This is a genomic window from Lentzea rhizosphaerae (genome assembly GCF_042649515.1).
In the GTDB taxonomy this organism is placed as follows: domain Bacteria; phylum Actinomycetota; class Actinomycetes; order Mycobacteriales; family Pseudonocardiaceae; genus Lentzea; species Lentzea aerocolonigenes.
In genome coordinates, this window is sequence record NZ_JBHRZI010000057.1 from 331307 (window position 1) to 350968 (window position 19662).

Below are 19662 nucleotides of genomic sequence, written 5' to 3' on the forward strand. Positions count from 1 at the left end.
GAACCCCTTCGTGTTTTACCGAATTTCAGCCCTGCTGGTGGTACGCGTCGAGCACCTCGGCCGGGATGCGGCCGCGGTCCGACACCTTCATGCCCTGCTTGCGGGCCCACTCGCGAATGGCCTGGTTCTGCTCACGATCCGCTGATGCCGGACGTGCCTTCACACTCGCAGGACGACCAGGCCCAACGCGCTTGCGGCCACCCGCACGACGTGCACTTCCGACGAAGTCGGCAAGAGCGTCCCGCAGTTTGCCCGCATTGCCCGAGGAAAGGTCGATCGTGTAGCTGACCCCATCCAGTCCGAACTCGACGGTCTCCTCAGCGGTGGAACCGTCCAGATCGTCGACGAGGGTCACCGTGACCTTCTGCGCCATGCGTATCCTCCTGGACCCCGAATGCGCGGTCACCCGCGTCGCCAACTAAAGCCTTCTGCGAGGCAGGTTAGCGCACGGGTGCCACATTGCACCTATCGACATCCCGGAAAGTTACTCATTCAGGGCGAACGAGCGGGAACAAGATGGTCTCCCGGATACCCAGGCCGGTGAGGGCCATCAGCAGCCGATCGATACCCATTCCGACGCCACCACTCGGTGGCATTCCGTACTCCAGTGATCGCAGAAAGTCCTCATCGATCGGCATGGCCTCGACGTCACCGGCCGCGGCGAGCCGCGCCTGCGCTTCGAGACGTTCCCGTTCGATCACCGGGTCCACCAGTTCGGAGTAACCGGTTCCGAGTTCGAATCCGCGGATGTACAGATCCCACTTTTCGGCGACACCGGGCTTGGTGCGGTGCTGCCTGGTCAGCGGGGACGTCTCCACCGGGTAGTCGCGCACGAACGTCGGGGCGTAGAGCGAGTCGCACACCAGGTGCTCCCACAGCTCCTCGACCAGCTTGCCGTGCCCGAACTTCGGGTTGACCTCGAGTTCGTGCCGGTCGCAAAGCTTGCGCAGCACCTCGGCAGGCGTCTCGGGGGTGATTTCCTCACCGACCGCTCCGGACAACGACTCGTAGATGCTGAGCGTCGCCCATTCACCCGAGAGGTCGTACTCGCTGCCGTCCGCCAAGGTGACGATCTGAGAACCCGACACCGCTTCCGCGGCTTCCTGGATCAGCTCGCGGGTGAGTGCTGCGTTCGAGTCGTACGTCGCGTACGCCTCGTAGTACTCCACCATCGAAAACTCGGGCGAATGAGACGAGTCCACGCCCTCGTTGCGGAAGTTGCGGTTGATCTCGAAGACCTTCTCGATGCCACCGACCACGCAGCGCTTCAAGTACAGCTCGGGCGCGATGCGGAGGTACAGATCGATGTCGAGCGCGTTCGAGTGCGTGATGAAGGGACGCGCGCTCGCACCGCCCTGCAGCGTCTGCAACATCGGCGTCTCGACTTCGAGGAATCCGCGCCGGTGGAACGAGTCGCGCAGCGAACGAACCACGTTCGCACGGGTCCGAACAGTGTCGCGAGCGGTCGGCCGCAGGATCAGGTCGACGTAACGCTGGCGAATGCGGGTTTCCTCGCCGAGTTCCTTGTGCGCGACCGGCAACGGGCGCAACGACTTCGACGTCAGCTGCCACGCGTCGGCCATCACGGAAAGCTCACCGCGGCGCGAGCTGATGACCTCGCCGTGGATGAAAACGTGGTCACCGAGGTCGACGTCGGTCTTCCACTCGGAAAGCGCTTCTTCCCCCACACCGGCGAGGCTCAGCATCGCCTGCAGTTCGGTGCCGTCGCCTTCGCGCAACGTCGCGAAGCACAGCTTTCCGGTGTTGCGCATGAACATCACGCGCCCGGTCACGCCGACGAGCTCGCCGGTCTGCGTGTCGGGTTCGAGTTCGGGGTGCGCGTCGCGAATCTCGCGCAACGTGTGCGTGCGCGCGACTTCGACGGGATACGGCTCCTTGCCGGAAGCGAGCAGCCGCGCACGCTTCTCCCGGCGCACGCGCATCTGCTCTGGCAGGTCTTCTTCGCTGGTCACGAGGTTTTGCTTCGGCTGCTCACTCACGCCGAGAAGAGTACGGTTCGGCGTTTGGTCAAAGCGAACCGGATACCCCGCCCGATCAGCGACAGCCTAAGTTGGACGGATGGATCTACACGCGAGGCGAGCGGACTCGTTCGGCGCGCAGGCAGAGGCCTACGCCGAACACCGGCCTGACTATCCCGTGGCGGCGATCCGGTGGGCACTGGAGCCACTAGGCACTACCGAGCGGTTGGACGTGCTCGACCTCGCCGCCGGCACCGGCAAGCTGACCGCGGGCCTGGTCGCGGAAGGCCACCGCGTGACGGCCGTGGAGCCCAACGAGCAGATGCTGTCCGAGCTGGTGCGCCGTGTGCACGACGTGCGCGCGCTGCCCGGTCACGCCGAGCACATCCCGGTCCCCGACCAGACCATCGACGCCGTGTTCGTCGGCACCGCGTTCCACTGGTTCGACCAGGAGAAGGCACTGCCGGAGATCGCCCGCGTGCTGCGGCCCGGCGGGGTGCTGGCGGCCATGTGGCTGGACACGGACCCGGACGTCGCGTGGCTCGAGGAGTTCCAACAGCTGTCCAACACGAGCGTCGAGTCGCAGCGCCACGATCCGGTGGAGGTCATGGCGCACCCGTCGTTCGGGCCGGCGGAGCACGCGGTGTTCCCGCACGTCCACCGCCGGGACTCGCCGGAAGCGACGGTCGCCTGGATCAACACGCACTCGCGCATGCTCGTCATCGACGACGAGGAGCGAGCCGCGGTCAACGACAAGATGCTCGAGTTCCTGCGCGAACGCCCGGAGACGTCGAACGGTCCGTTCGACGTCCCCTTGCGCAGCGAGGTCTTCCGGACGGTTCGCGTCAGCGAGTAGACATGTTGCGCTCGAAGACGAGCCGCAACCCCAGCAGGGTCAGGTCGGGCACGTGGTGCGCGATCGTCGACGACTCCGAGACGACCAGTGGAGCGAGCCCGCCCGTGGCGATCACCGTCACAGGGCCGGGATCGGTCTGCTGGAGCTCCTCGGTGATCTTGCGCACCAGCCCGTCCACCTGCCCGACGAACCCGTAGACGATGCCGGACTGCAGGCACTCCACGGTGTTCTTGCCGATCACGTTGCGCGGCCTGACCAGCTCGACCTTGCGCAGCTGGGCGGCGCGCGCGGCCAGGGCGTCGACCGAGATCTCGATGCCGGGCGCCAGCGCACCGCCGAGGAACTCGCCGCGCGACGAGATCACGTCGAGGTTCGTGGACGTGCCGAAGTCGACGACGATGCACGAGGTCGAGTAGAGGTGGTGCGCGGCCAGCGTGTTGATCACGCGGTCCGAGCCCACCTCCTTCGGGTTGTCGACGAGCAGCGGCACGCCGGTCTTCACACCCGGCTCCACCAGCACCTTCGGCACGGTGTCGTAGTAGCGGCCGAGCATGACCCGCAGCTCGCGCAGCACCGCGGGCACGGTGGACAGCGCGGAGATGCCGGTGATCTTGTCCGCGTACTCGCCGAGCAGGCCGCGCATGGTCAGCGCGAGCTCGTCGGCGGTCATGCGCGCGTCGGTGCGCATCCGCCAGTCGCGCACGAGCGGGGCCGTGTCGCCGACCCCGTCGTACAGGCCGAGCACGATGTTGGTGTTGCCGACGTCGATGGCGAGCAGCACTGTGCGTTTCCTCAGTTCTCGGCTTGGATCAGCGCGTCGAGCGCGGTCGCCTCAACGGTCTCGGACGAAGGTGCGCTCGTGGAGCCGTTCACCAGACCGGAGCCCTCGGGGGCGTGCGCGGGGTCGGCACCGAGGTCGACGACCTTGTTGTCGGCGTCCACGAAGACGACCCGCGGCTGGTAGGTGCGGGACTCGGCGTCGTCCATCTGCCCGTAGGCGATGAGGATCACGATGTCGCCGGGGTGCACGAGGTGCGCGGCCGCGCCGTTGATGCCCAGCACGCCGGACCCGCGCTCGCCGGGGATGACGTAGGTCTCCAGGCGCGCGCCGTTGGTGACGTCGACGATGGCGACCTGCTCGCCCGCCAGCAGGTCGGCGGCCTCCATCAGGTCCTCGTCCACCGTCACCGAGCCGACGTAGTGCAGGTCCGCCTGCGTCACGGTGGCGCGGTGGATCTTGGACTTCAGCATCGTGCGGAACATGTCATTCCCCCTACTCGTCGCCTTCGCCGAGCAACACCGCGATGTTGTCGATCAGACGGGTGGAACCGACCCTGGCCGCCACGAGCAGCCTGGCGTCGCCGTTCTCCGGTGCGGGACCGAGGTCGACCCCGCGCAGCTCGAGGTAGTCGAGTTCGACCTCGGGCACCTGCGCGAGGACGTCGTGCGCGGCCTTGAGCACCGCGTCCGCGCCCTGCGACGACACGTGTGCACCGGCGGTGAGCGCGGCCGACAGCGTCACGGCGTGGTGGCGCTGCTCCGGCGTCAGGTAGGCGTTGCGGGACGACAGCGCCAGGCCGTCGTGCTCGCGGACGGTCGGCACGCCGACGACGTCGAGCGGGAAGTTCAGGTCCCGCGCCATCTTGTGGATGAGCTGCAGCTGTTGGTAGTCCTTCTGCCCGAACACCGCGTACGTGGGCTGCACGATGTTGAACAGCTTCGACACCACGGTCAGCACGCCGGCGAAGTGACCGGGGCGGGACGCGCCCTCCAGGTCGTCGCCCAGCGGGCCGGGGTGCACGGTGACCTGCGCGCCCTCGGGGTACATGTCCTCGACGGACGGCGCGAAGACCAGGCCCACGCGCTCCTCGCGGCAGATGTCCAGGTCGGACTCGAACTGCCGCGGGTACTTCGCGAGGTCCTCGTTCGGCCCGAACTGCAAGGGGTTCACGAAGATCGACACCACGACCACCGTGTTCTGCATGACCTGCGCCTCGCGGATCAGCTGCCGGTGGCCCGCGTGCAGGGCGCCCATCGTGGGCACCAGCGCGACGTTGCGGCCGGCGCCCCGCAGCGCCCTGACCACGCGGTTGATCCGCTGCGGGTCGCGGTGCACCGTGACGTCGTCCGGGCGGTAGTCGTCCTTGGTCAATGGCTTGGTCACGTCAGTCCTCAAGAGTGGTGCGAACGTCGTCGGCCGCGTCGGGCTTGAGCAGCCCGGAGCGTTCGGCCCGGTCGGCGGTGCGCCGGGCGAGCACGCGGTAGCTGGGCAGGGTCTCGGGCGCCTGCTCGGCCAGCACGCCGAGGTGCTTGCGCAAGGTACCCGTGTCGCCTCGCGCGACCGGACCGGTGAGGGCCCGGTCGCCGTGGCGCAGCGCGTTGTCGAGCGCGGCGGACAGCAACGGGCCGAGCAGGCGTTCGGCGTTGGCGACGCCGGCGTTCGTGAGCAGGTCGGCGGCGTCGCGGACCAGCGTGATCAGGTGGTTCGCGCCGTGGGCCAGTGCCGCGTGGTAGAGCGGGCGGACGGCCTCGGGGACCCTGATCGGCTCGGCGTCCATCTCCACGACCAGCGCCTCGCCGACGCTCCAGGCGACCTCGTCACCGTCCGCGGCCGTGACGCCGACACACGCGGAGCTCATCCGCTGGAGGTCCTCGGGGCGGCCGGTGAACGTCATGACGGGGTGCAGGGCGAGGGTGAGCGCACCGAGCTGGGCAGCGGGTTCGAGAACCTTGACGCCCTGAGCGCCGCTGGTGTGCACGACGATCTGGCCCGCACGCAGGCTTTCGGTGGCGATCAGGCCCTTGACCAGGCCTTCCAGCTCGTCGTCCGGCACCGCCAGCAGCACGAGGTCGGCGCGTTGGGCGACTTCGGTCGGGTCCTCGACCGGGACACCGGGCAGCAGCTCCTCCGCGCGGTTGCGGGAGGCCTGGGAGACGGCGGACGTGCCGACCACCACGTGGCCCGTCCTGGCCAGCGCGGCGCCCAGCACCGAGCCGACCCGGCCTGCCGAGATGACACCGACGGCGAGCCTGGCCGGACGTGGGGTCGCGTCCATGCGACTAACTCCTTCTGACGTTCCAGTCCCAAGTGCGGGTACCAGACGACGCCGCCGAGCGTAATCCGCACTTCCGGGCCTGTGCCCGGTCGGTGACGGGACTCACCGGCGCGCGGCGGCCCTGGCGGCGTGCAGGGTGTCGAGCAGCACCCCGTGGCGCTGCTCGGCGCTCTGGCCCGCCGTTCCCTGTTCGATGCGGTGCCGCAGGAAGGCCAGCTCGGTGACCGCGATCTGGTAGCTCTTCACGGCCCTGACCGCCGAGTCACCGGACTTGCGCTTGACCGCCCGCAGCCAGTTCCTGCGCCCGTTGAGGCTGGCCAGCAGGGCCACCTCGCTGGTGGCGATCCACCGGTTCTGCGCCATCGCCGCCAGTTGCCCGGCGACGATCCGCTGCTCCCTGCGCCGCTGCCAGACCACGATCGCGACCGCTCCCGCGAACACCGGCACCATGATCAGGAAGTACAGGTTGATGAAGTCCGACCCGGTGCCGACGGTCGTCGAGAAGTTCCAGAGCGAGTGCAGCCCGACCGCGGTGAGGTAGCCGCCGATCGGCGCGAAGATCCGGACCGTGGCGTTGCTGGTGCTCGCCGCGATGCCGACGCCGATCCCGGTCATGGCCGTGAACAGCGGGTGCGCGAACGGCGACAGCACCCCGCGCAGCACGAACAGGGCGATCACCCCGCCGCCCATGTTGCCGAGGCCGTCCTGGAGGAAGACCCGGCCGAAGTACCAGATGTTCTCGGTGAACGCGAAGCCCGCGGCCGTGATGCCCGCGTAGACCATGCCGTCCACGACCCCGTCGAACTCGTGACGTCGCCGGAGGAACACCGCGAGCAGGAACGCGGCCTTGGTCGCCTCCTCGACGATCGGCGCCCCGACCACCGCGGTGAACGTCGTGCCGTCGTTGGTGAGGAGGTCGCCGAGCACACGCGCGGTCTGGTTGAACGCGAGCGAGCTGATCGTCGCCCCGCAAGCACCCCACACGAACGCGAAGAGCAGCATCTTCGCGGGCTCCGGCTCCCACCGGTCGATCCACAGGAACGCGCTCACCACGAACGCGACGGGAATCAACGCCGCGGCGGCCCCGACCAGCAACGGCTCGATGCCGATGCTCGACGTGCCGAGCGCGAACAGCACCAGTCCCGCCGCGGCGAGCGCGATGAGCGCCACGACCGGGAACAGGACGGTCCAGCGGCGCTGCTCGATGCGCTTCTTCGTCGGCGTCGGTGCCGGCGTCGGCGTTGATGCTGGCGTTGGCGTCGGCACCGTTGGTGGCGTCGGCGTGTGGTCGTTCACGGGAAATGACCTTAGATGCACACTTGTCCGGTGTTCGACTGGGAAGCCGCTTGGCACGCCGCCCTGTACGGCCCGTCGGGCTTCTTCGCACGCGGTGAGAAGCCTTCCTCGCACTTCCGCACGTCACCACTGGTTGGACCGGAACTGGCCTCGGCGCTTCTGGAGCTGTTGTCGCGGGTGGACGCGGCCCTCGGATTTCCCCCGGTAGTGGACTTCGTGGACGTCGGCGCAGGAGGAGGCGAACTGGCCTTCGCAGTCCGTTCCCTGGCCTCGGGCTCGCTGGCCTCCCGCCTGCGCGTGACGGCCGTCGAACTCGGCCCACCCGTTGAGCTGCCTGGAGTTCACTGGACTTCTTCGGTGCCTTCGTGCGTCGGGCTGCTGGTCGGGCACGAGTGGCTCGACTCGATCCCGTGCCCCGTCGTGACCGGACCTTCTGCCGACCCGTGGATCACCCGGTGGTGGCCAACTCTGCGCCCTGGTGAGCAAGCAGAGGTGGGCGCCCCGCGTGACGCCGCCTGGGCCTTTGCCGTGTCGTCGGTGCGCGGCGCGGCCCTGGCGATCGACTACGGCCACCTCGTGTCGTCCCGCCGCTTCACCCTGACCGGGTACCGCGACGGGCGCCAGGTGCCGCCGGTGTTCGACGGGTCGTGCGACATCACGGCCCACGTGGCCTTCGACTCGTGCGCGGCGGCGGCCGGTGAGCCGTTCGTGCTGGTGTCACAACGGGATGCGCTGGCCGCTCTCGGGGTGACCGGTGCGGTTTCCGGCTCTGGGTGGGAGTGGCTGGAGTCGGCTGCTCGGGCTGGGCGGGTTGCCGAGCTGCGTGATCCTCGCGGGCTGGGGTCGTTCGGCTGGTTGCTGCACGGGTGCGGGGTGGCTGTTTCGGACCTGCTGCCCGAGTTGCCGCCCTGGCGTCCGAATCCCGCCAGCTTTTCCGTGGTCTGACGACGATCGTTCTGCGGTATGCGAATCCACAACGTTCTGCCTTCCGCCGCTCTGTCCGATCCTGGCCGGGAGTACCGGGCGTCCGAACCAGATGTGCCTTTGCGGTGCTGTCTGCGGAAGTCGCTGGCCGACGAGCCGGTGTGGTTGTTCCGGTACTCGCCGCCGTTCGGGAAAGGGCCTTACTCGGAGGTCGGGCCGGTTTTCACGCACGTGGAGTGCGCGGGGGCACCGTCGTTGGATCGTCTCCCTGTTGAATTGTTGAACAATACCCGGATTCTACGTTCCTACAACGCCGCAGGTCAGATCGTGGATGGGGAGGTGGTGGAGCCGGGATCGTTCGATCGTGTGATCGAAGGATTGTTCAACGATCCTTCGATTGAGGCGGTGCAGGTTCGGAGCTTGTCGCACGGGTGCTTCTACTTCGGCGTGACGAGGGCGTGATCGCCTGGCCTGGATGGGTGAGTTGGGGCGAGTGGGTGGGACGAGTGGGCGGGGCGGGCAGCTGGGCCGGTCGGCTGAGGCGGGCGGCTGGGCGTGGGCGGCGGGGGTTCAGCGGCTGGGGCGGGCAGCTCGACGAGGCTCTGGGGTTCAGCGGCTGGGCGATGTGAGCGGTCCGGCGAGATTGGGCGGCTGGGCGATGGCGTGAGCGGCGGGGTTGAGCGACACGGCGGAGTGCGTGAGCGGCCGAGGTCGAGCGGCACGGCGAGGCGCGAGCGGTCGGGTTGAGCTGCGCAATGAACTCGTGAGCGACAGACCGGAGGCGGTCTGAAGTCGTCCCGCCGAAGTGCGAGGCACCTGGCTGGCCGACCAAGGTGCCAGGGACCTGGCGGACCCGCCAGCGTGTGCGGACCCCGACCGGGCCGCCACCGTGTGAGCCACGCTGACCCAGCCCAGCACGCACCAGGCACGAGCCGCATCGATCGCGTCCGTCATCGCTCAGGCCCGCCATCCATCACGCTCGCCATCCATCACGCTCGCCATCCATCACGCTCGCCATCCATCACGCTCGCCATCCGTCACGCTCGCCATCCGTCACGCCCGCCATCGATCGAGCCCGCCACGAGCGTTGGCCGCACCAATGCCCCAACCAAGGCAGCGCAAACCGACCAGCACCCCCGACCAGGACACGAGCCAGGCCCGTCGGCACGCGAGCCGCACCGCCAACCCACGCACCACCAACGCACGCGCCCCCAACACCACGACGAGCCCCCGAGCACCCCGGCGCCCACCAGGCCGCGAACCGCGTCCGAGCGGCTTCCCGGCGCCGTGAAACCATGCTCCGGTGAGCGAGCAGATCACCGTCGGCGTAGGAGCAGGCGCCCAGTACCTGGGCGTGGACCGCGTGATCGACCTGGGGCCACTTCACCCGTCGGCCCACGGCGCCTACCGTCTTCGGCTGACGGTCACGCCGGACCTGGTGATCACCGCTGCCGAGCCCCTCGTCGGGCATCTGCACCGCGGGGCCGAGAAGCTCTTCGAGGTTCGCGACTACCGGCAGGTGCTGACGCTGGCCAATCGGCACGACTGGCTTTCCGCGTTCTGCAACGAGCTTGCTGTCGCGCTGGCCGTCGAGCGCATGACCGGCATGGACGTTCCCGCACGCGCCCAGTGGCTTCGCGCTCTCCTCTGCGAGCTCAACAGGCTGTTGGCGCACATGGTTTTCCTGACGCCGCTGGCGCCCGAGGCCGCCGCCTACCGCGAGGGCGTCCAAGCGCTGATGGAAGAGGCTTCCGGGGGCCGCATCCACTTCATGTTCAACCGGATCGGTGGCCTCCGCGAGGACGTGCCGGCGGGCTGGACGTCCAGAACCGCCGACTTCTTGTCCACTGTGGACATCCCGCACATCGACTTCACCAAGCTGGAAGGCCTCGGGGTTCTGTCGCACGAGGACGCGTTGGCGTTCGGCGTCACCGGGCCGATCGGGCGGGCCAGCGGGGTGGACTTCGATCTGCGGCGCGACGATCCGCTGCCTGCGTACAAGGAACTGGACTTCACGCCCGTCGTGCGGACCGGGGGCGATGCTGCGGCGCGCGTGCGGTGTCTCCAGGACGAGATCCAGAAGTCGGTCGAGTTGGCGAGGCAGTGCCTCGATCGTCTGCCGCAGGGGCCCGTGAACGTTCGGCTGCCCAAGGCCATCAAGGCTCCCGAGGGCTCGGTCTACACGCGCGTCGAGGCACCGCTCGGCACGTCGGGGGTGCACCTGTCGTCGCGCGGTGAGAAGACGCCGTGGCGCCTCAAGCTGCGGACGCCGTCGTTCAACAACGTTCAGGCGCTCGGAGCGCTGTTGCCCGGCACCAAGGTGGACGACCTGCCGGCCGTGCTGAGCAGTTTCGCCGTCATCGTCGGCGACATCGACAAGTAGGGCTAGTCGTCACGGCGGCGACGGCGGCGAGGAGCGTCGCCTCCGCCCAGGGACGCCAGCAGTTCGCTGACCGACTTGCCGTCCGCGTGGGCGCCCGACGGGTCTTCCGGGGCGGCTCGGCGGCCCGTCGAGACCGCGGGCAGGCGGGTGGACGAGTCCTCGGCCACCCGGCGGCCCGACACCGACGGCTCATCAGAGCGTCGGCCTGGGGAGACCGCGGGCAGCCTCGTCGACGACTGTTCGGCGGGACGGCGGCTCGGCGGCGACAGCGACACCAGGGAGTCCTCGGACGCCGTGCGGCGCGAGGGCTGGTCGTCGGCGCGCCTGCGGCCACCGGACGGGCTTTCCGGCTTCAGCGTCTCCCACGAGCCGCTGTCCTGGGCCGGAGCCGGGCGGTCGTCGGTGCGCCGGCGGCCGGTGGAGGCCTGCAACGCCTTCGGGTCGATCATCTCGGTGCGCTCGGCCACGCGGGACCGCGGTTCGGGCTTGCGGGTCTCCACGGCCTTCGCGACGGCCGCGGGCGCCTTCGGGGGCTGCTCGGGGCGCTGCACCGCTTCGGTGCGGGCCGGCGGCTGCTGCGGCCTCGGCACGCGCTCGGTCCGCTGCACCTGGGCCTGGACCGCCTGGACAGGCGGAACGGGCTGCGAGCCCGTAGTGGCACCTGGACGCGCCGCCACCCCTGCGGCGGCGGGCCTGGGCTGCTGGCGGGCCGGTTCCGGCTTCGCGGCCTTCACGGGCTCGCGGCGCACCACGGCGGGCTGCGGGCGGGGTGAGGTCCTGGTCGGCTCGGGGCGTGCGGGCTCCGGCCTCGCGGGCTCGCGGCGCGGCGGCTGCACCTTGGCCTCGTGCGCGACGCGTTCGATCAGCTCGGTGCGCTCGGACGGCTTCTCCACCGACGACGTGGTGGTCACAGCGGGCTTCGCATTGATGATCCGCTTCTCGGGGCCCGCGGTCAGGCGGGCCGCGTCCGAGGCCAGGGAGCGCAGGCGGGTCGACTCCGCGCGCAACGCCACGCGTTCGACCAGGACGTCGCCGCCCAGCAACGCCTGGAGGTTGTCGCGCAACGCGTGCAGGTCGGCGCGCAGGGCCTCGATGTCCGCGCGCGACTCCTCCTCGATGCGCTTGCGGGTCTCGGCCTCGACCTCGAGCTCGTACTCGCGGCGCGCGGCGACCTCGCGCTCCAGCTCCAGTTCGTACACGGACTGGAGGTCGGCCACCTCGTCGTCGCGCTCGGTGACCTGCTTGCGGTACTTGGCGGCCAGGAAGGCTCCCACCAGTGCCGCCCACAGCGCGGCCACCACGGCCAGGCGCAGCATTCGGGCGCTGTCACTCAGCACGAGCACCGCCGCGGCCACCAGAGCAAGAGCCAGTGCCGCTACCAACAGCAATCGCCCGGAGCCACGACCGTGATCTTCCTGCTCGTCGTCGATCGACGCGCCTCGCCCGGTCATGGGCCCTACGGTACCGCGTAGTTATGTGACTGAGACCTACGGCCGGGTATCTATTCGTTCCCGGAACCCTCGGTGGGCGTCTTGCAACAGTGCTCGAGCCACAGCGCCGCAGCCGTGAGCGCCACGGCCGAAATCATCCCGACGGCAGCCGCCACCAGGTCGTTCGAGGCGGCGGGGAACGAGTCGCGGACGGGGATCACGTAGATCAGCAACCCGGTCCAGGCACCGAACATCAACGCGCCCAGAACCGACGACGCCTTCGCCAGCGCGACGGCGCGGGCGGCGGTCAGCGGCTGCACCGGACGCGCGCCAGGACGGCGCTGGATCCTGGAGCGCAACGAGAACGCGAGCACGACCTCCACGACCGCGATGACGAACAACGTCGACCCGGCCAGCGCGGGCATGGGCGGCAACGAGTCGTAGGACAGGCGCAGCAGCAGATGTGCGAGCAGGCCGGCGATGATCGCAACGGCCGTCAGGTCGCGGGGACGGGTGAACCTCACGAGTCCATCCAACCCGAAAGCGTGAGATCGTCACGCCGCCGCACGCCCTCGGCCGAGAACTCCAGCGCCGCAACGGGTCCGTGACCCGCGAGCACCGCGTCCGGTTCCACGTCCAGCCACGGCACGAGAACTGTTGCGCGCTCAAACGCCCCAGGATGCGGCAGAAGCAGCTCCGGGTGGTCCGACGTCACCCCGTCCACCGAAACCACGTCCACGTCCAACGTGCGCGGTCCCCAGCGCTTCTCCCGCACGCGTCCGGCGGCGTTCTCCAACGCCTGACCGCGCCGCAGCCAGCCCCACTCGTCGACGTCGTCAGCCGACACGATCACCACGGCGTTGAGGAAGTCCGGCTGGTCCTCGACGCCCCACGCCGCCGTTTCGTAGACCGGCGACACGGCGACGACGAAGGGCTTCAACCCGTCCACCACGGACTGCAGGAAGGCCAGGCGGTCGCCGAGGTTCGAGCCGATCGACAGAACGGCGCGGGTCACCGGGCTTCCTTGGGCAGCGGTGCGGCGAGCCTGCGCGATCGGCGGATCGTCACCGACACGTCGTCGAAGGTCAGCGGGATCGGCGCGGACGGCTTGTGCACCGTCACCTCGACCGCGTGCAGCCGCGTGTCCTGCATGGCCGTGTCGGCGATCCGGCCGGCGACGGTCTCGATCAGGTCGCACGGTTCGCCGCCGATGATCCCGGCGGCCATCTCGGCGAGCTCGCCGTAGTGGACGGTCTGCGTCAGGTCGTCCGTCTTCGAAGCCGAGCTCAGGTCCAGCCACAGCGTGATGTCGACGACGAACTCCTGCCCGTCGCGCTTCTCGTGCTCGAAGACCCCGTGGTTGCCGCGAACCCTCAGGCCCGTCAACGCGATCCGGTCAGCCATGTCCCCGCCTCCACGCCCCGGCGACGGCGACCGCGTCCAAGGTCCGGTCGACGTCGTGCACCCGCACACCCCACGCTCCGTTGAACGCCGCCAAAGCAGACACCGCCGCGGTCGCGTCCTCCCTGCCGTCCGGTGGACGGTTGCCGAGCAACGTGCCGAGGAAGCGTTTGCGCGACGCTCCCACCAGCACCGGGAAGCCCAGCTCGACCAGCTCGTCCAGGCGCTGCAACAGCTCCCAGTTGTGGTCGCCGAGCTTCGCGAAGCCCAGTCCCGGGTCGAGCACGATCGACGACTCCGCGACACCCGCGGCCATCGCTGCCTCGACGCGCTCCAGCAGTTCGGAGCGCACGTCCACCACGACGTCGTCGTACTGCGCGAGAGAGTCCATCTCCGTGCTGTGCCCACGCCAGTGCATCAGCACGTACGGCACGCCGGCAGCGGCCACCACCGAAGCCATCTCCGGGTCCGCCAGACCACCGGACACATCGTTCACGATCGACGCGCCGGCCTCCAACGCCGCCGACGCGACGGCCGCGCGCATCGTGTCGACGCTGACCGGCACGCCCTCGGCGACCAACGCGCGGATGACGGGCACCACGCGGGCGATCTCCTCGGCGGGCTCGACGCGCTGGGCGCCGGGCCGCGTCGACTCGCCGCCCACGTCGATCAGGTCGGCGCCGCGCTGGTGCATCTCGACGCCGTGCTGCACGGCCTCCCGGCGGTCGAGGTAGCGACCGCCGTCGGAGAACGAGTCGGGCGTCACGTTCAGCACGCCCATCACGACGCAGCGGCCGGGCTTCGGCAGACCTGTCACCGGGTCCGGCCTCTGATCAGCTCGATCGCCTCCGCCCGCGAGGACGCCGACGTGCGCAGCAGCCCGCGCACCGCGGAGGTCGTCGTGCGGGAACCGGGCTTGCGCACGCCGCGCATGCCCATGCACAGGTGCTCGGCCTCGACGACCACGATCACGCCGCGCGGTTCCAGCCTGCGCACCAGCGCGTCCGCGACCTGGGACGTCAGGCGCTCCTGCACCTGCGGCCGCTTCGAGTACAGGTCGACCAGCCGCGCGAGCTTCGACAGGCCCGTCACGCGGCCGTGCTCGTTCGGGATGTACCCGACGTGCGCGACGCCGTGGAACGGCAGCAGGTGGTGCTCGCAGAAGCTGAACATCGGGATGTCCGTGACGAGGACGAGCTCCTCGTGGCTCTCGTCGAACGTCTTCGCGAGCACGCTGTCCGCGTCGGTGTAGAGACCGGCGAACAACTCCCGGTAGGCCCGCGCCACCCGTGCGGGTGTCTCGCGCAGGCCTTCGCGCTCCGGATCCTCACCGCACGCGATCAACAACTCGCGCACCGCTGCCTCGGCGCGGGCCTGGTCGAAGGCCCGCCGCGCGGAGACGCCGGCCTCCCCGTTGCGGGTGAGGCCGGCGTCTGCGTCGAGCTGGTGTTGCTCTGTCACTGCCGCTCGTCCTGGTCTGGCTGCTGCTTCTTCGGCTCCCAGACGTTGTGCGGCTTGCCGCCGGGCACGGTCGCCGGGGTCCATCCGGGCGGGGCGCCGTAGTTCGGCGGACCCGCCTGGTTCACCGGCTGACCCGGCTGGTGCACACCGTTCGACCCGTTCGGCGACGGCAGCTCCTCGGTCGGCTCCGCGGCCGCGGGCGCCGGCTGGTCCGGCTCGTCGTCCAGGGTGTCCTCGACGACGGGCGGCCACGGCTCGCCGCGTTCCTTGGCGAGCTCGCCGGGGGTCTTGACCGGCGGGATGTCGGACGGCGTGCGGTCACCGAAGTCGTTGAACTGGGTGATGCGCGGCCGCTTCTCGACGCGGGCGAAGATCCGCTCCAGTTCCTTCTGGTGCAGGGTCTCCTTCTCGATGAGCTCGAGCGTGAGGTCGTCGAGGACGTCGCGGTAGGTGACCAGCACCTCGTACGCCTCGGTGTGCGCCGCCTCGATGAGCTTGCGCACCTCCTCGTCGATCTCGTGCGCGACCTCGAGCGAGTAGTCCGCCTGACGACCGGCCGAGCGGCCGAGGAACGGCTCGCCCTGCTCCTGGCCGTACTTCACGGCACCCAGCCGCGCGCTCATGCCGTACTCGGTGACCATCGCGCGGGCGATCTTGGTCGCCTGCTCGATGTCGTTGGACGCACCGGTCGTGGGCTCGTGGAAGACGAGCTCCTCCGCGGAACGGCCACCCAGTGCGAACACCAGTCGCGCGATCATCTCGGACCTGGTCATCAGGTCCTTGTCCTCTTCTGGCACCGAGAGGGTGTGGCCGCCGGTGCGGCCGCGGGCGAGGATCGTGACCTTGTAGACCGGGTCGATGTCCGGCATCGCCCACGCGGCCAGGGCGTGCCCGGCCTCGTGGTACGCGGTGATCTTCTTCTCCTTCTCGGAGATGATCCGGCTCTTGCGGGCCGGACCGCCGATCACGCGGTCCACCGACTCCTCCAGCGCACCGGCCGTGATGACGTGGCCGTTCTGGCGGGCGGTGAGCAGTGCGGCCTCGTTGATGACGTTCGCGAGGTCGGCGCCGGAGAACCCGACGGTGCGCTTCGCGAGGCCGTCGAGGTCGGCGTCCGCGGCGAGCGGCTTGCCCTTCGAGTGCACCCGCAGGATCTGCTTGCGGCCCTTCAGGTCCGGCGCGGAGACCGGGATCTGGCGGTCGAAGCGGCCGGGACGCAGCAGGGCGGGGTCGAGGATGTCGGGACGGTTCGTGGCCGCGATCAGGATGATCCCGCCGCGCGAGTCGAAGCCGTCCATCTCGACGAGCAGCTGGTTCAGCGTCTGCTCGCGCTCGTCGTGACCGCCGCCGAGACCGGCACCGCGGTGGCGGCCCACCGCGTCGATCTCGTCGACGAAGATGATGCACGGCGCGTTCTGCTTGGCCTGCTCGAACAGGTCACGCACGCGGGAGGCACCGACACCGACGAACATCTCGACGAAGTCCGAACCGGAGATCGAGTAGAACGGCACGCCCGCCTCACCGGCGACTGCTCGGGCGAGCAGCGTCTTACCGGTTCCCGGCGGGCCGTACAGCAGCACGCCCTTGGGGATCTTGGCGCCGAGCGCCTGGTAGCGGCCGGGGTTCTGGAGGAAGTCCTTGATCTCCTCGAGCTCCTCGACGGCCTCCTCGGCACCCGCGACGTCGGCGAACGTCGTCTTGGGCATGTCCTTGGAGAGCTGCTTGGCCTTGGACTTGCCGAAGTTCAGGACGCGGTTGCCGCCGCCCTGGGCGTTGTTCATCATCCACATGAGCAGCAGCAGCAACAGGCCGAGCGGCACGAGGTAGATCAAGATCTGCATCAGGATGGACTCCTGGCTGACCTTGGTCTCGACGACCGGCTTGTTGGAGGCCTGGTCGAGGACGTTGAAGATCTCGTCCGTCGAGCTGGCCGGGAACTGCGTGATCAGGCGGTTGCTGCCCTCGAAGTTCTTGCCGTCGACGAGGGTGAGTCGGAGACGCTGCTCCTTGTCCTCGATCGTGGCTTCCTTGACGTTGCCCTCCCGCACTTGCTGGAGTGCCTGAGAGGTCTTGACCTGGTGGTAACCCCGTGAGTCGTCGAAGAGCACGGTGAAGACGAAGTAGAGCAGCAACACCGCAGCGATCCACAGCAGCGGGTTGCGAAGCAGGCGCTTGCGGTCCATGCACTTACGGCCGGCGGGCGGCCTCGACCCTCCCTGACTTGCGCGTCGGGCAGTGGAAGACCCACATACCGCGTCCGACCAGCCTACCGCCCGCTGGTCGGGTACTGAGCAACCAACGGCCGGGGGCGGTTCCGGGTTCCCGCGGGTGACCCCTGCCACGCACGTTCACGCAGTTTGGTTCATCCGGAACAAATACGGCCGTCCAGACGAGTGACGCAGGTCACGCCATCTCATTACGTTTGGGGGTCACATGTCATCCTCATTCGTCCCCCGAGTGTTCCCCCGCCACTCGAAAGAGTGAACACGTGACCGAAGGTATGTAACTGTATGTCAGCACGTCACACGTCCCCCGGATTGTTCCGGCGGGTGGCCGTCCCCGTGGCAGCCCTGCTCGGAGTGGTCGCGGCGGCGGGCGTCACGGTCGTGGCACTGCGTGTCACCAGCGGTGCCGACTGCTCAGGCGCACTTCCGTTGAAGGTCGCCGTCACCCCCGCCGCGTTAGACGTGGTGAACGCGGCGGCACAGGACTACCAGCGGTCACAACCGGTCGTGAACGGCCGGTGCGTTCAGGTCCAGGTCGAGTCGCGCAACGCAGCCGACGTGGCGAACGAGCTCCCCACCGCGCAGATCAACCCCCATTCGCTGTGGATCCCCGACTCGTCGATGTGGGCGGCCGAGGCCCAGCGCCAGGCCGCCGAGACCGGTCCGGAGGCCCCGAAGCTGGACATCAAGCCGTCGCTGGCGTCCAGTCCGCTCGTGATGGCGGGCTCGGAGTCGGCGATGTCCAAGATCGGCTTCCCGGTCTCGCCCGTCTCCTGGTCCAAGGTCGTCGACCCCAAGGTCCAGGTCTCGATGAGCGACCCGACGATGACCTCGGAGGGTCTCGCCGCGCTGTTCGTGATCAGGACGCTGCTCGGCAACGCGGACGGAACGCCCAAGCCCGAGCTGGTCGGCACCCTGCTGCGCGTGGGCCGCAGCGCCGTGCCGTCGGTGCGCGACTCGTTCGGCAAGGTCAGCACGGACGCGGCGAAGGCACCGCTGTTCGCCGCCACCGAGCAGTCCGTCGTCGCCAACAACCGCGCGGCCAAGGACAACGCCGTCCTGGGCGCCCCGCCCAAGGAGGGCACGCTCTCCTTCGACTACCCGCTGGTCCGGGTCTCCCGCCCGAACGAGCCGGAGGGCATCGGCGAGGCCGCCGCGGAGTTCGAGAAGGCCCTGCGCTCGGCCGAGACGTCCAAGCGCTTCGGCGAGGCGGGCTTCCGCACCGTCCAGGGCGCCGCGCCCGCCAAGTGGTCGACCGACGTCGAGGGCGTGCAGGCCGGCGACGTGAAGCTGATCGAGACCCCGTCCGCGGACCAGGTGTCCGAGCTGCTGCGCACGTGGGGCGCCATCAGCCTGGACATGCGCATGCTGACCGTCATCGACGTCTCCGGCTCGATGATCGAGAAGAGCGGCAACGGCAAGACCCGCGTCGAGTCCGCCACCGAGGCGTCCATGACCGCGCTGTCGATGCTGCCGGACACCACGCAGATCGGCCTGTGGGCGTTCTCGACGAACAAGAAGCCGCCGAACGACTGGATCGAGCTCGTCCCGATCGGCCCGCTCGGCGAGCCCATCGCAGGCGTGACCCGCCGCAAGCGTCTGGAGGCCGGCGCGTCGCAGCTGCCGGGCCTGGTCGGCGGCGGCACGGCGCTGAACGACACGACCCTGGCCGCGTTCCGGCACGTGCTGGCCGGGTACGACGCGTCGAAGGTCAACTCGGTCGTGCTGATGACCGACGGCCGCAACGACGACACCGGCTCGTCGATCGACACGAACGCGTTGATCGAGACCCTGAAGCGGGAGGCCGACCCCGCCAAGCCGGTGCCGATCATCATGGTCGGCCTCGGTGACGAGGTCGACATGGACGCGCTGCGCTCCATCTCGGCTGCCACCGGCGGCAAGGCGTACCAGGCGAAGAACCCGGAGGACATCCGCGGCGTGCTGCTGGACGCGGTGTCGCAGCGGCGGTGCCGCCCGAACTGCTGATCGAAACGGCCAAGGGGCAGCCCCCACCCTCCCGGGGGGACGGCCCCTTGGCCATTCTATTGCTCTTTGACCTGCGGAAACGACCGTTCGCAGATCTGTGGACAACTCAGCTGGAGTAGACCTTCGGGTCCAGCGTGCCGATGTACGGCAGGTCCCGGTACCGCTCGGCGTAGTCGAGGCCGTAGCCGACGACGAACTCGTTGGGGATGTCGAAGCCGACGTACTTCACCGGCACCTCGACCTTCACCGCGTCGGGCTTGCGCAGCAGCGTGCACACCTCGAGCGAGCGCGGCCTGCGCGACTGCAGGTTCTTGAGCAGCCACGACAGCGTCAGGCCCGAGTCGATGATGTCCTCGACGATCACCACGTTGCGGTCGGCGATGTCGCGGTCCAGGTCCTTCAGGATCCGCACCACGCCAGAAGACGACGTGGAGGAGCCGTAGGACGAAACGGCCATGAACTCGAGCTGCACCGGAACGGGCAGCGCACGGGCGAGGTCGGCCATGAACATCACAGCGCCCTTGAGCACGGTGATCAGCACGAGGTCGGAGTCACCTTCTGGGTGATCATCCGCGACCTGCTTGGCGAGCTCGGTGACCTTGTCGCTGATCTCCTGCTCGGTGATGAGCACGGATGCGATGTCGCCGTCGTACACGGACAGGTCC

20 protein-coding genes are annotated in these 19662 nt (G+C 69.2%); 5 read left to right on the forward strand and 15 right to left on the reverse strand.

Annotated features, from left to right (window positions below; genetic code table 11):
- Positions 1 to 25 precede the first annotated feature (25 nt).
- On the reverse strand, positions 26 to 373 hold the full coding sequence (locus ACFOWZ_RS46140) for a histone-like nucleoid-structuring protein Lsr2 (RefSeq protein ID WP_382380753.1): 348 nt from the start codon (positions 371 to 373) through the stop codon (positions 26 to 28).
- 115 nt (positions 374 to 488) lie between these two features.
- Complete coding sequence (gene lysS / locus ACFOWZ_RS46145; RefSeq protein ID WP_382381314.1) at positions 489 to 1943, reverse strand: lysine--tRNA ligase; 1455 nt, start codon at positions 1941 to 1943, stop codon at positions 489 to 491.
- A gap of 136 nt (positions 1944 to 2079) precedes the next feature.
- Here lysS and ACFOWZ_RS46150 point away from each other — a divergent pair, with 136 nt between their 5' ends.
- Entirely contained in the window at positions 2080 to 2835 is a 756-nt protein-coding gene (locus ACFOWZ_RS46150) for a class I SAM-dependent methyltransferase (protein WP_382380755.1), read from the forward strand.
- Here ACFOWZ_RS46150 and ACFOWZ_RS46155 read toward each other — a convergent pair.
- The 5 genes from ACFOWZ_RS46155 to ACFOWZ_RS46175 form a co-directional block, all read right to left on the reverse strand.
- Complete coding sequence (locus ACFOWZ_RS46155; protein WP_030471053.1) at positions 2825 to 3616, reverse strand: type III pantothenate kinase; 792 nt, start codon at positions 3614 to 3616, stop codon at positions 2825 to 2827. The genes ACFOWZ_RS46150 and ACFOWZ_RS46155 overlap by 11 nt on opposite strands.
- Before the next feature lie 11 nt (positions 3617 to 3627).
- Positions 3628 to 4098: an aspartate 1-decarboxylase gene (panD, locus tag ACFOWZ_RS46160; protein WP_030471054.1), complete on the reverse strand. Its 471-nt coding sequence runs from the start codon at positions 4096 to 4098 to the stop codon at positions 3628 to 3630.
- Positions 4099 to 4108: 10 nt separating this feature from the next.
- A complete protein-coding gene (panC, locus tag ACFOWZ_RS46165) occupies positions 4109 to 4999 on the reverse strand; it encodes a pantoate--beta-alanine ligase (RefSeq protein WP_382380758.1) in 891 nt (296 codons plus the stop codon).
- A 1-nt stretch (position 5000) separates the two neighbouring features.
- On the reverse strand, positions 5001 to 5891 hold the full coding sequence (locus ACFOWZ_RS46170; protein ID WP_382380760.1) for a Rossmann-like and DUF2520 domain-containing protein: 891 nt from the start codon (positions 5889 to 5891) through the stop codon (positions 5001 to 5003).
- Between the two features lie 102 nt (positions 5892 to 5993).
- Positions 5994 to 7097, reverse strand: coding sequence for a PrsW family intramembrane metalloprotease (locus tag ACFOWZ_RS46175; protein ID WP_382381316.1), 1104 nt, complete (start codon positions 7095 to 7097; stop codon positions 5994 to 5996).
- A gap of 120 nt (positions 7098 to 7217) precedes the next feature.
- Between ACFOWZ_RS46175 and ACFOWZ_RS46180 the strand changes: the two genes are divergently transcribed.
- From ACFOWZ_RS46180 to ACFOWZ_RS46190, 3 genes are all read left to right on the forward strand, one after another.
- Positions 7218 to 8132: an SAM-dependent methyltransferase gene (locus ACFOWZ_RS46180; protein ID WP_382380762.1), complete on the forward strand. Its 915-nt coding sequence runs from the start codon at positions 7218 to 7220 to the stop codon at positions 8130 to 8132.
- Between the two features lie 18 nt (positions 8133 to 8150).
- On the forward strand, positions 8151 to 8573 hold the full coding sequence (locus tag ACFOWZ_RS46185) for a DUF1203 domain-containing protein (RefSeq protein ID WP_382380764.1): 423 nt from the start codon (positions 8151 to 8153) through the stop codon (positions 8571 to 8573).
- Positions 8574 to 9414: 841 nt separating this feature from the next.
- Positions 9415 to 10494 carry an NADH-quinone oxidoreductase subunit D gene (locus ACFOWZ_RS46190; protein ID WP_382380766.1) on the forward strand — a complete coding sequence of 360 codons (1080 nt, stop codon included), beginning with the start codon at positions 9415 to 9417 and terminating at the stop codon, positions 10492 to 10494.
- 2 nt (positions 10495 to 10496) lie between these two features.
- Here ACFOWZ_RS46190 and ACFOWZ_RS46195 read toward each other — a convergent pair whose 3' ends face one another.
- The 7 genes from ACFOWZ_RS46195 to ftsH are packed head-to-tail and all read right to left on the reverse strand — an operon-like array spanning position 10497 to position 16969.
- Positions 10497 to 11945 carry a DUF6779 domain-containing protein gene (locus ACFOWZ_RS46195; RefSeq protein WP_382380768.1) on the reverse strand — a complete coding sequence of 483 codons (1449 nt, stop codon included), beginning with the start codon at positions 11943 to 11945 and terminating at the stop codon, positions 10497 to 10499.
- A 50-nt stretch (positions 11946 to 11995) separates the two neighbouring features.
- The gene (locus tag ACFOWZ_RS46200; protein WP_382380770.1) at positions 11996 to 12448 is read right to left on the reverse strand and encodes a DUF3180 domain-containing protein; all 453 of its coding nucleotides are present in this window, start codon (positions 12446 to 12448) and stop codon (positions 11996 to 11998) included.
- Complete coding sequence (gene folK, locus ACFOWZ_RS46205; protein WP_382380772.1) at positions 12445 to 12939, reverse strand: 2-amino-4-hydroxy-6-hydroxymethyldihydropteridine diphosphokinase; 495 nt, start codon at positions 12937 to 12939, stop codon at positions 12445 to 12447. Before folK ends, ACFOWZ_RS46200 begins: the two co-directional genes overlap by 4 nt.
- A complete protein-coding gene (gene folB, locus ACFOWZ_RS46210) occupies positions 12936 to 13328 on the reverse strand; it encodes a dihydroneopterin aldolase (protein WP_382380774.1) in 393 nt (130 codons plus the stop codon). The genes folK and folB overlap by 4 nt, the downstream gene beginning before the upstream one ends.
- Positions 13321 to 14106 carry a dihydropteroate synthase gene (gene folP / locus ACFOWZ_RS46215; RefSeq protein WP_382381318.1) on the reverse strand — a complete coding sequence of 262 codons (786 nt, stop codon included), beginning with the start codon at positions 14104 to 14106 and terminating at the stop codon, positions 13321 to 13323. Before folP ends, folB begins: the two co-directional genes overlap by 8 nt.
- A 32-nt stretch (positions 14107 to 14138) precedes the next feature.
- Positions 14139 to 14786 (reverse strand): GTP cyclohydrolase I FolE, encoded by a 648-nt coding sequence (folE, locus tag ACFOWZ_RS46220; protein ID WP_382380776.1) that lies wholly within the window; start codon positions 14784 to 14786, stop codon positions 14139 to 14141.
- Positions 14783 to 16969 carry an ATP-dependent zinc metalloprotease FtsH gene (gene ftsH / locus ACFOWZ_RS46225; protein WP_035913308.1) on the reverse strand — a complete coding sequence of 729 codons (2187 nt, stop codon included), beginning with the start codon at positions 16967 to 16969 and terminating at the stop codon, positions 14783 to 14785. The genes folE and ftsH overlap by 4 nt, the downstream gene beginning before the upstream one ends.
- A 327-nt stretch (positions 16970 to 17296) precedes the next feature.
- Here ftsH and ACFOWZ_RS46230 point away from each other — a divergent pair, with 327 nt between their 5' ends.
- Positions 17297 to 18997, forward strand: coding sequence for a substrate-binding domain-containing protein (locus tag ACFOWZ_RS46230; protein WP_382380780.1), 1701 nt, complete (start codon positions 17297 to 17299; stop codon positions 18995 to 18997).
- Positions 18998 to 19103: 106 nt separating this feature from the next.
- Here the strand turns inward: ACFOWZ_RS46230 and hpt are convergent, their stop codons facing one another.
- On the reverse strand, positions 19104 to 19652 hold the full coding sequence (gene hpt, locus ACFOWZ_RS46235) for a hypoxanthine phosphoribosyltransferase (protein ID WP_030472607.1): 549 nt from the start codon (positions 19650 to 19652) through the stop codon (positions 19104 to 19106).
- Positions 19653 to 19662: the final 10 nt, after the last annotated feature.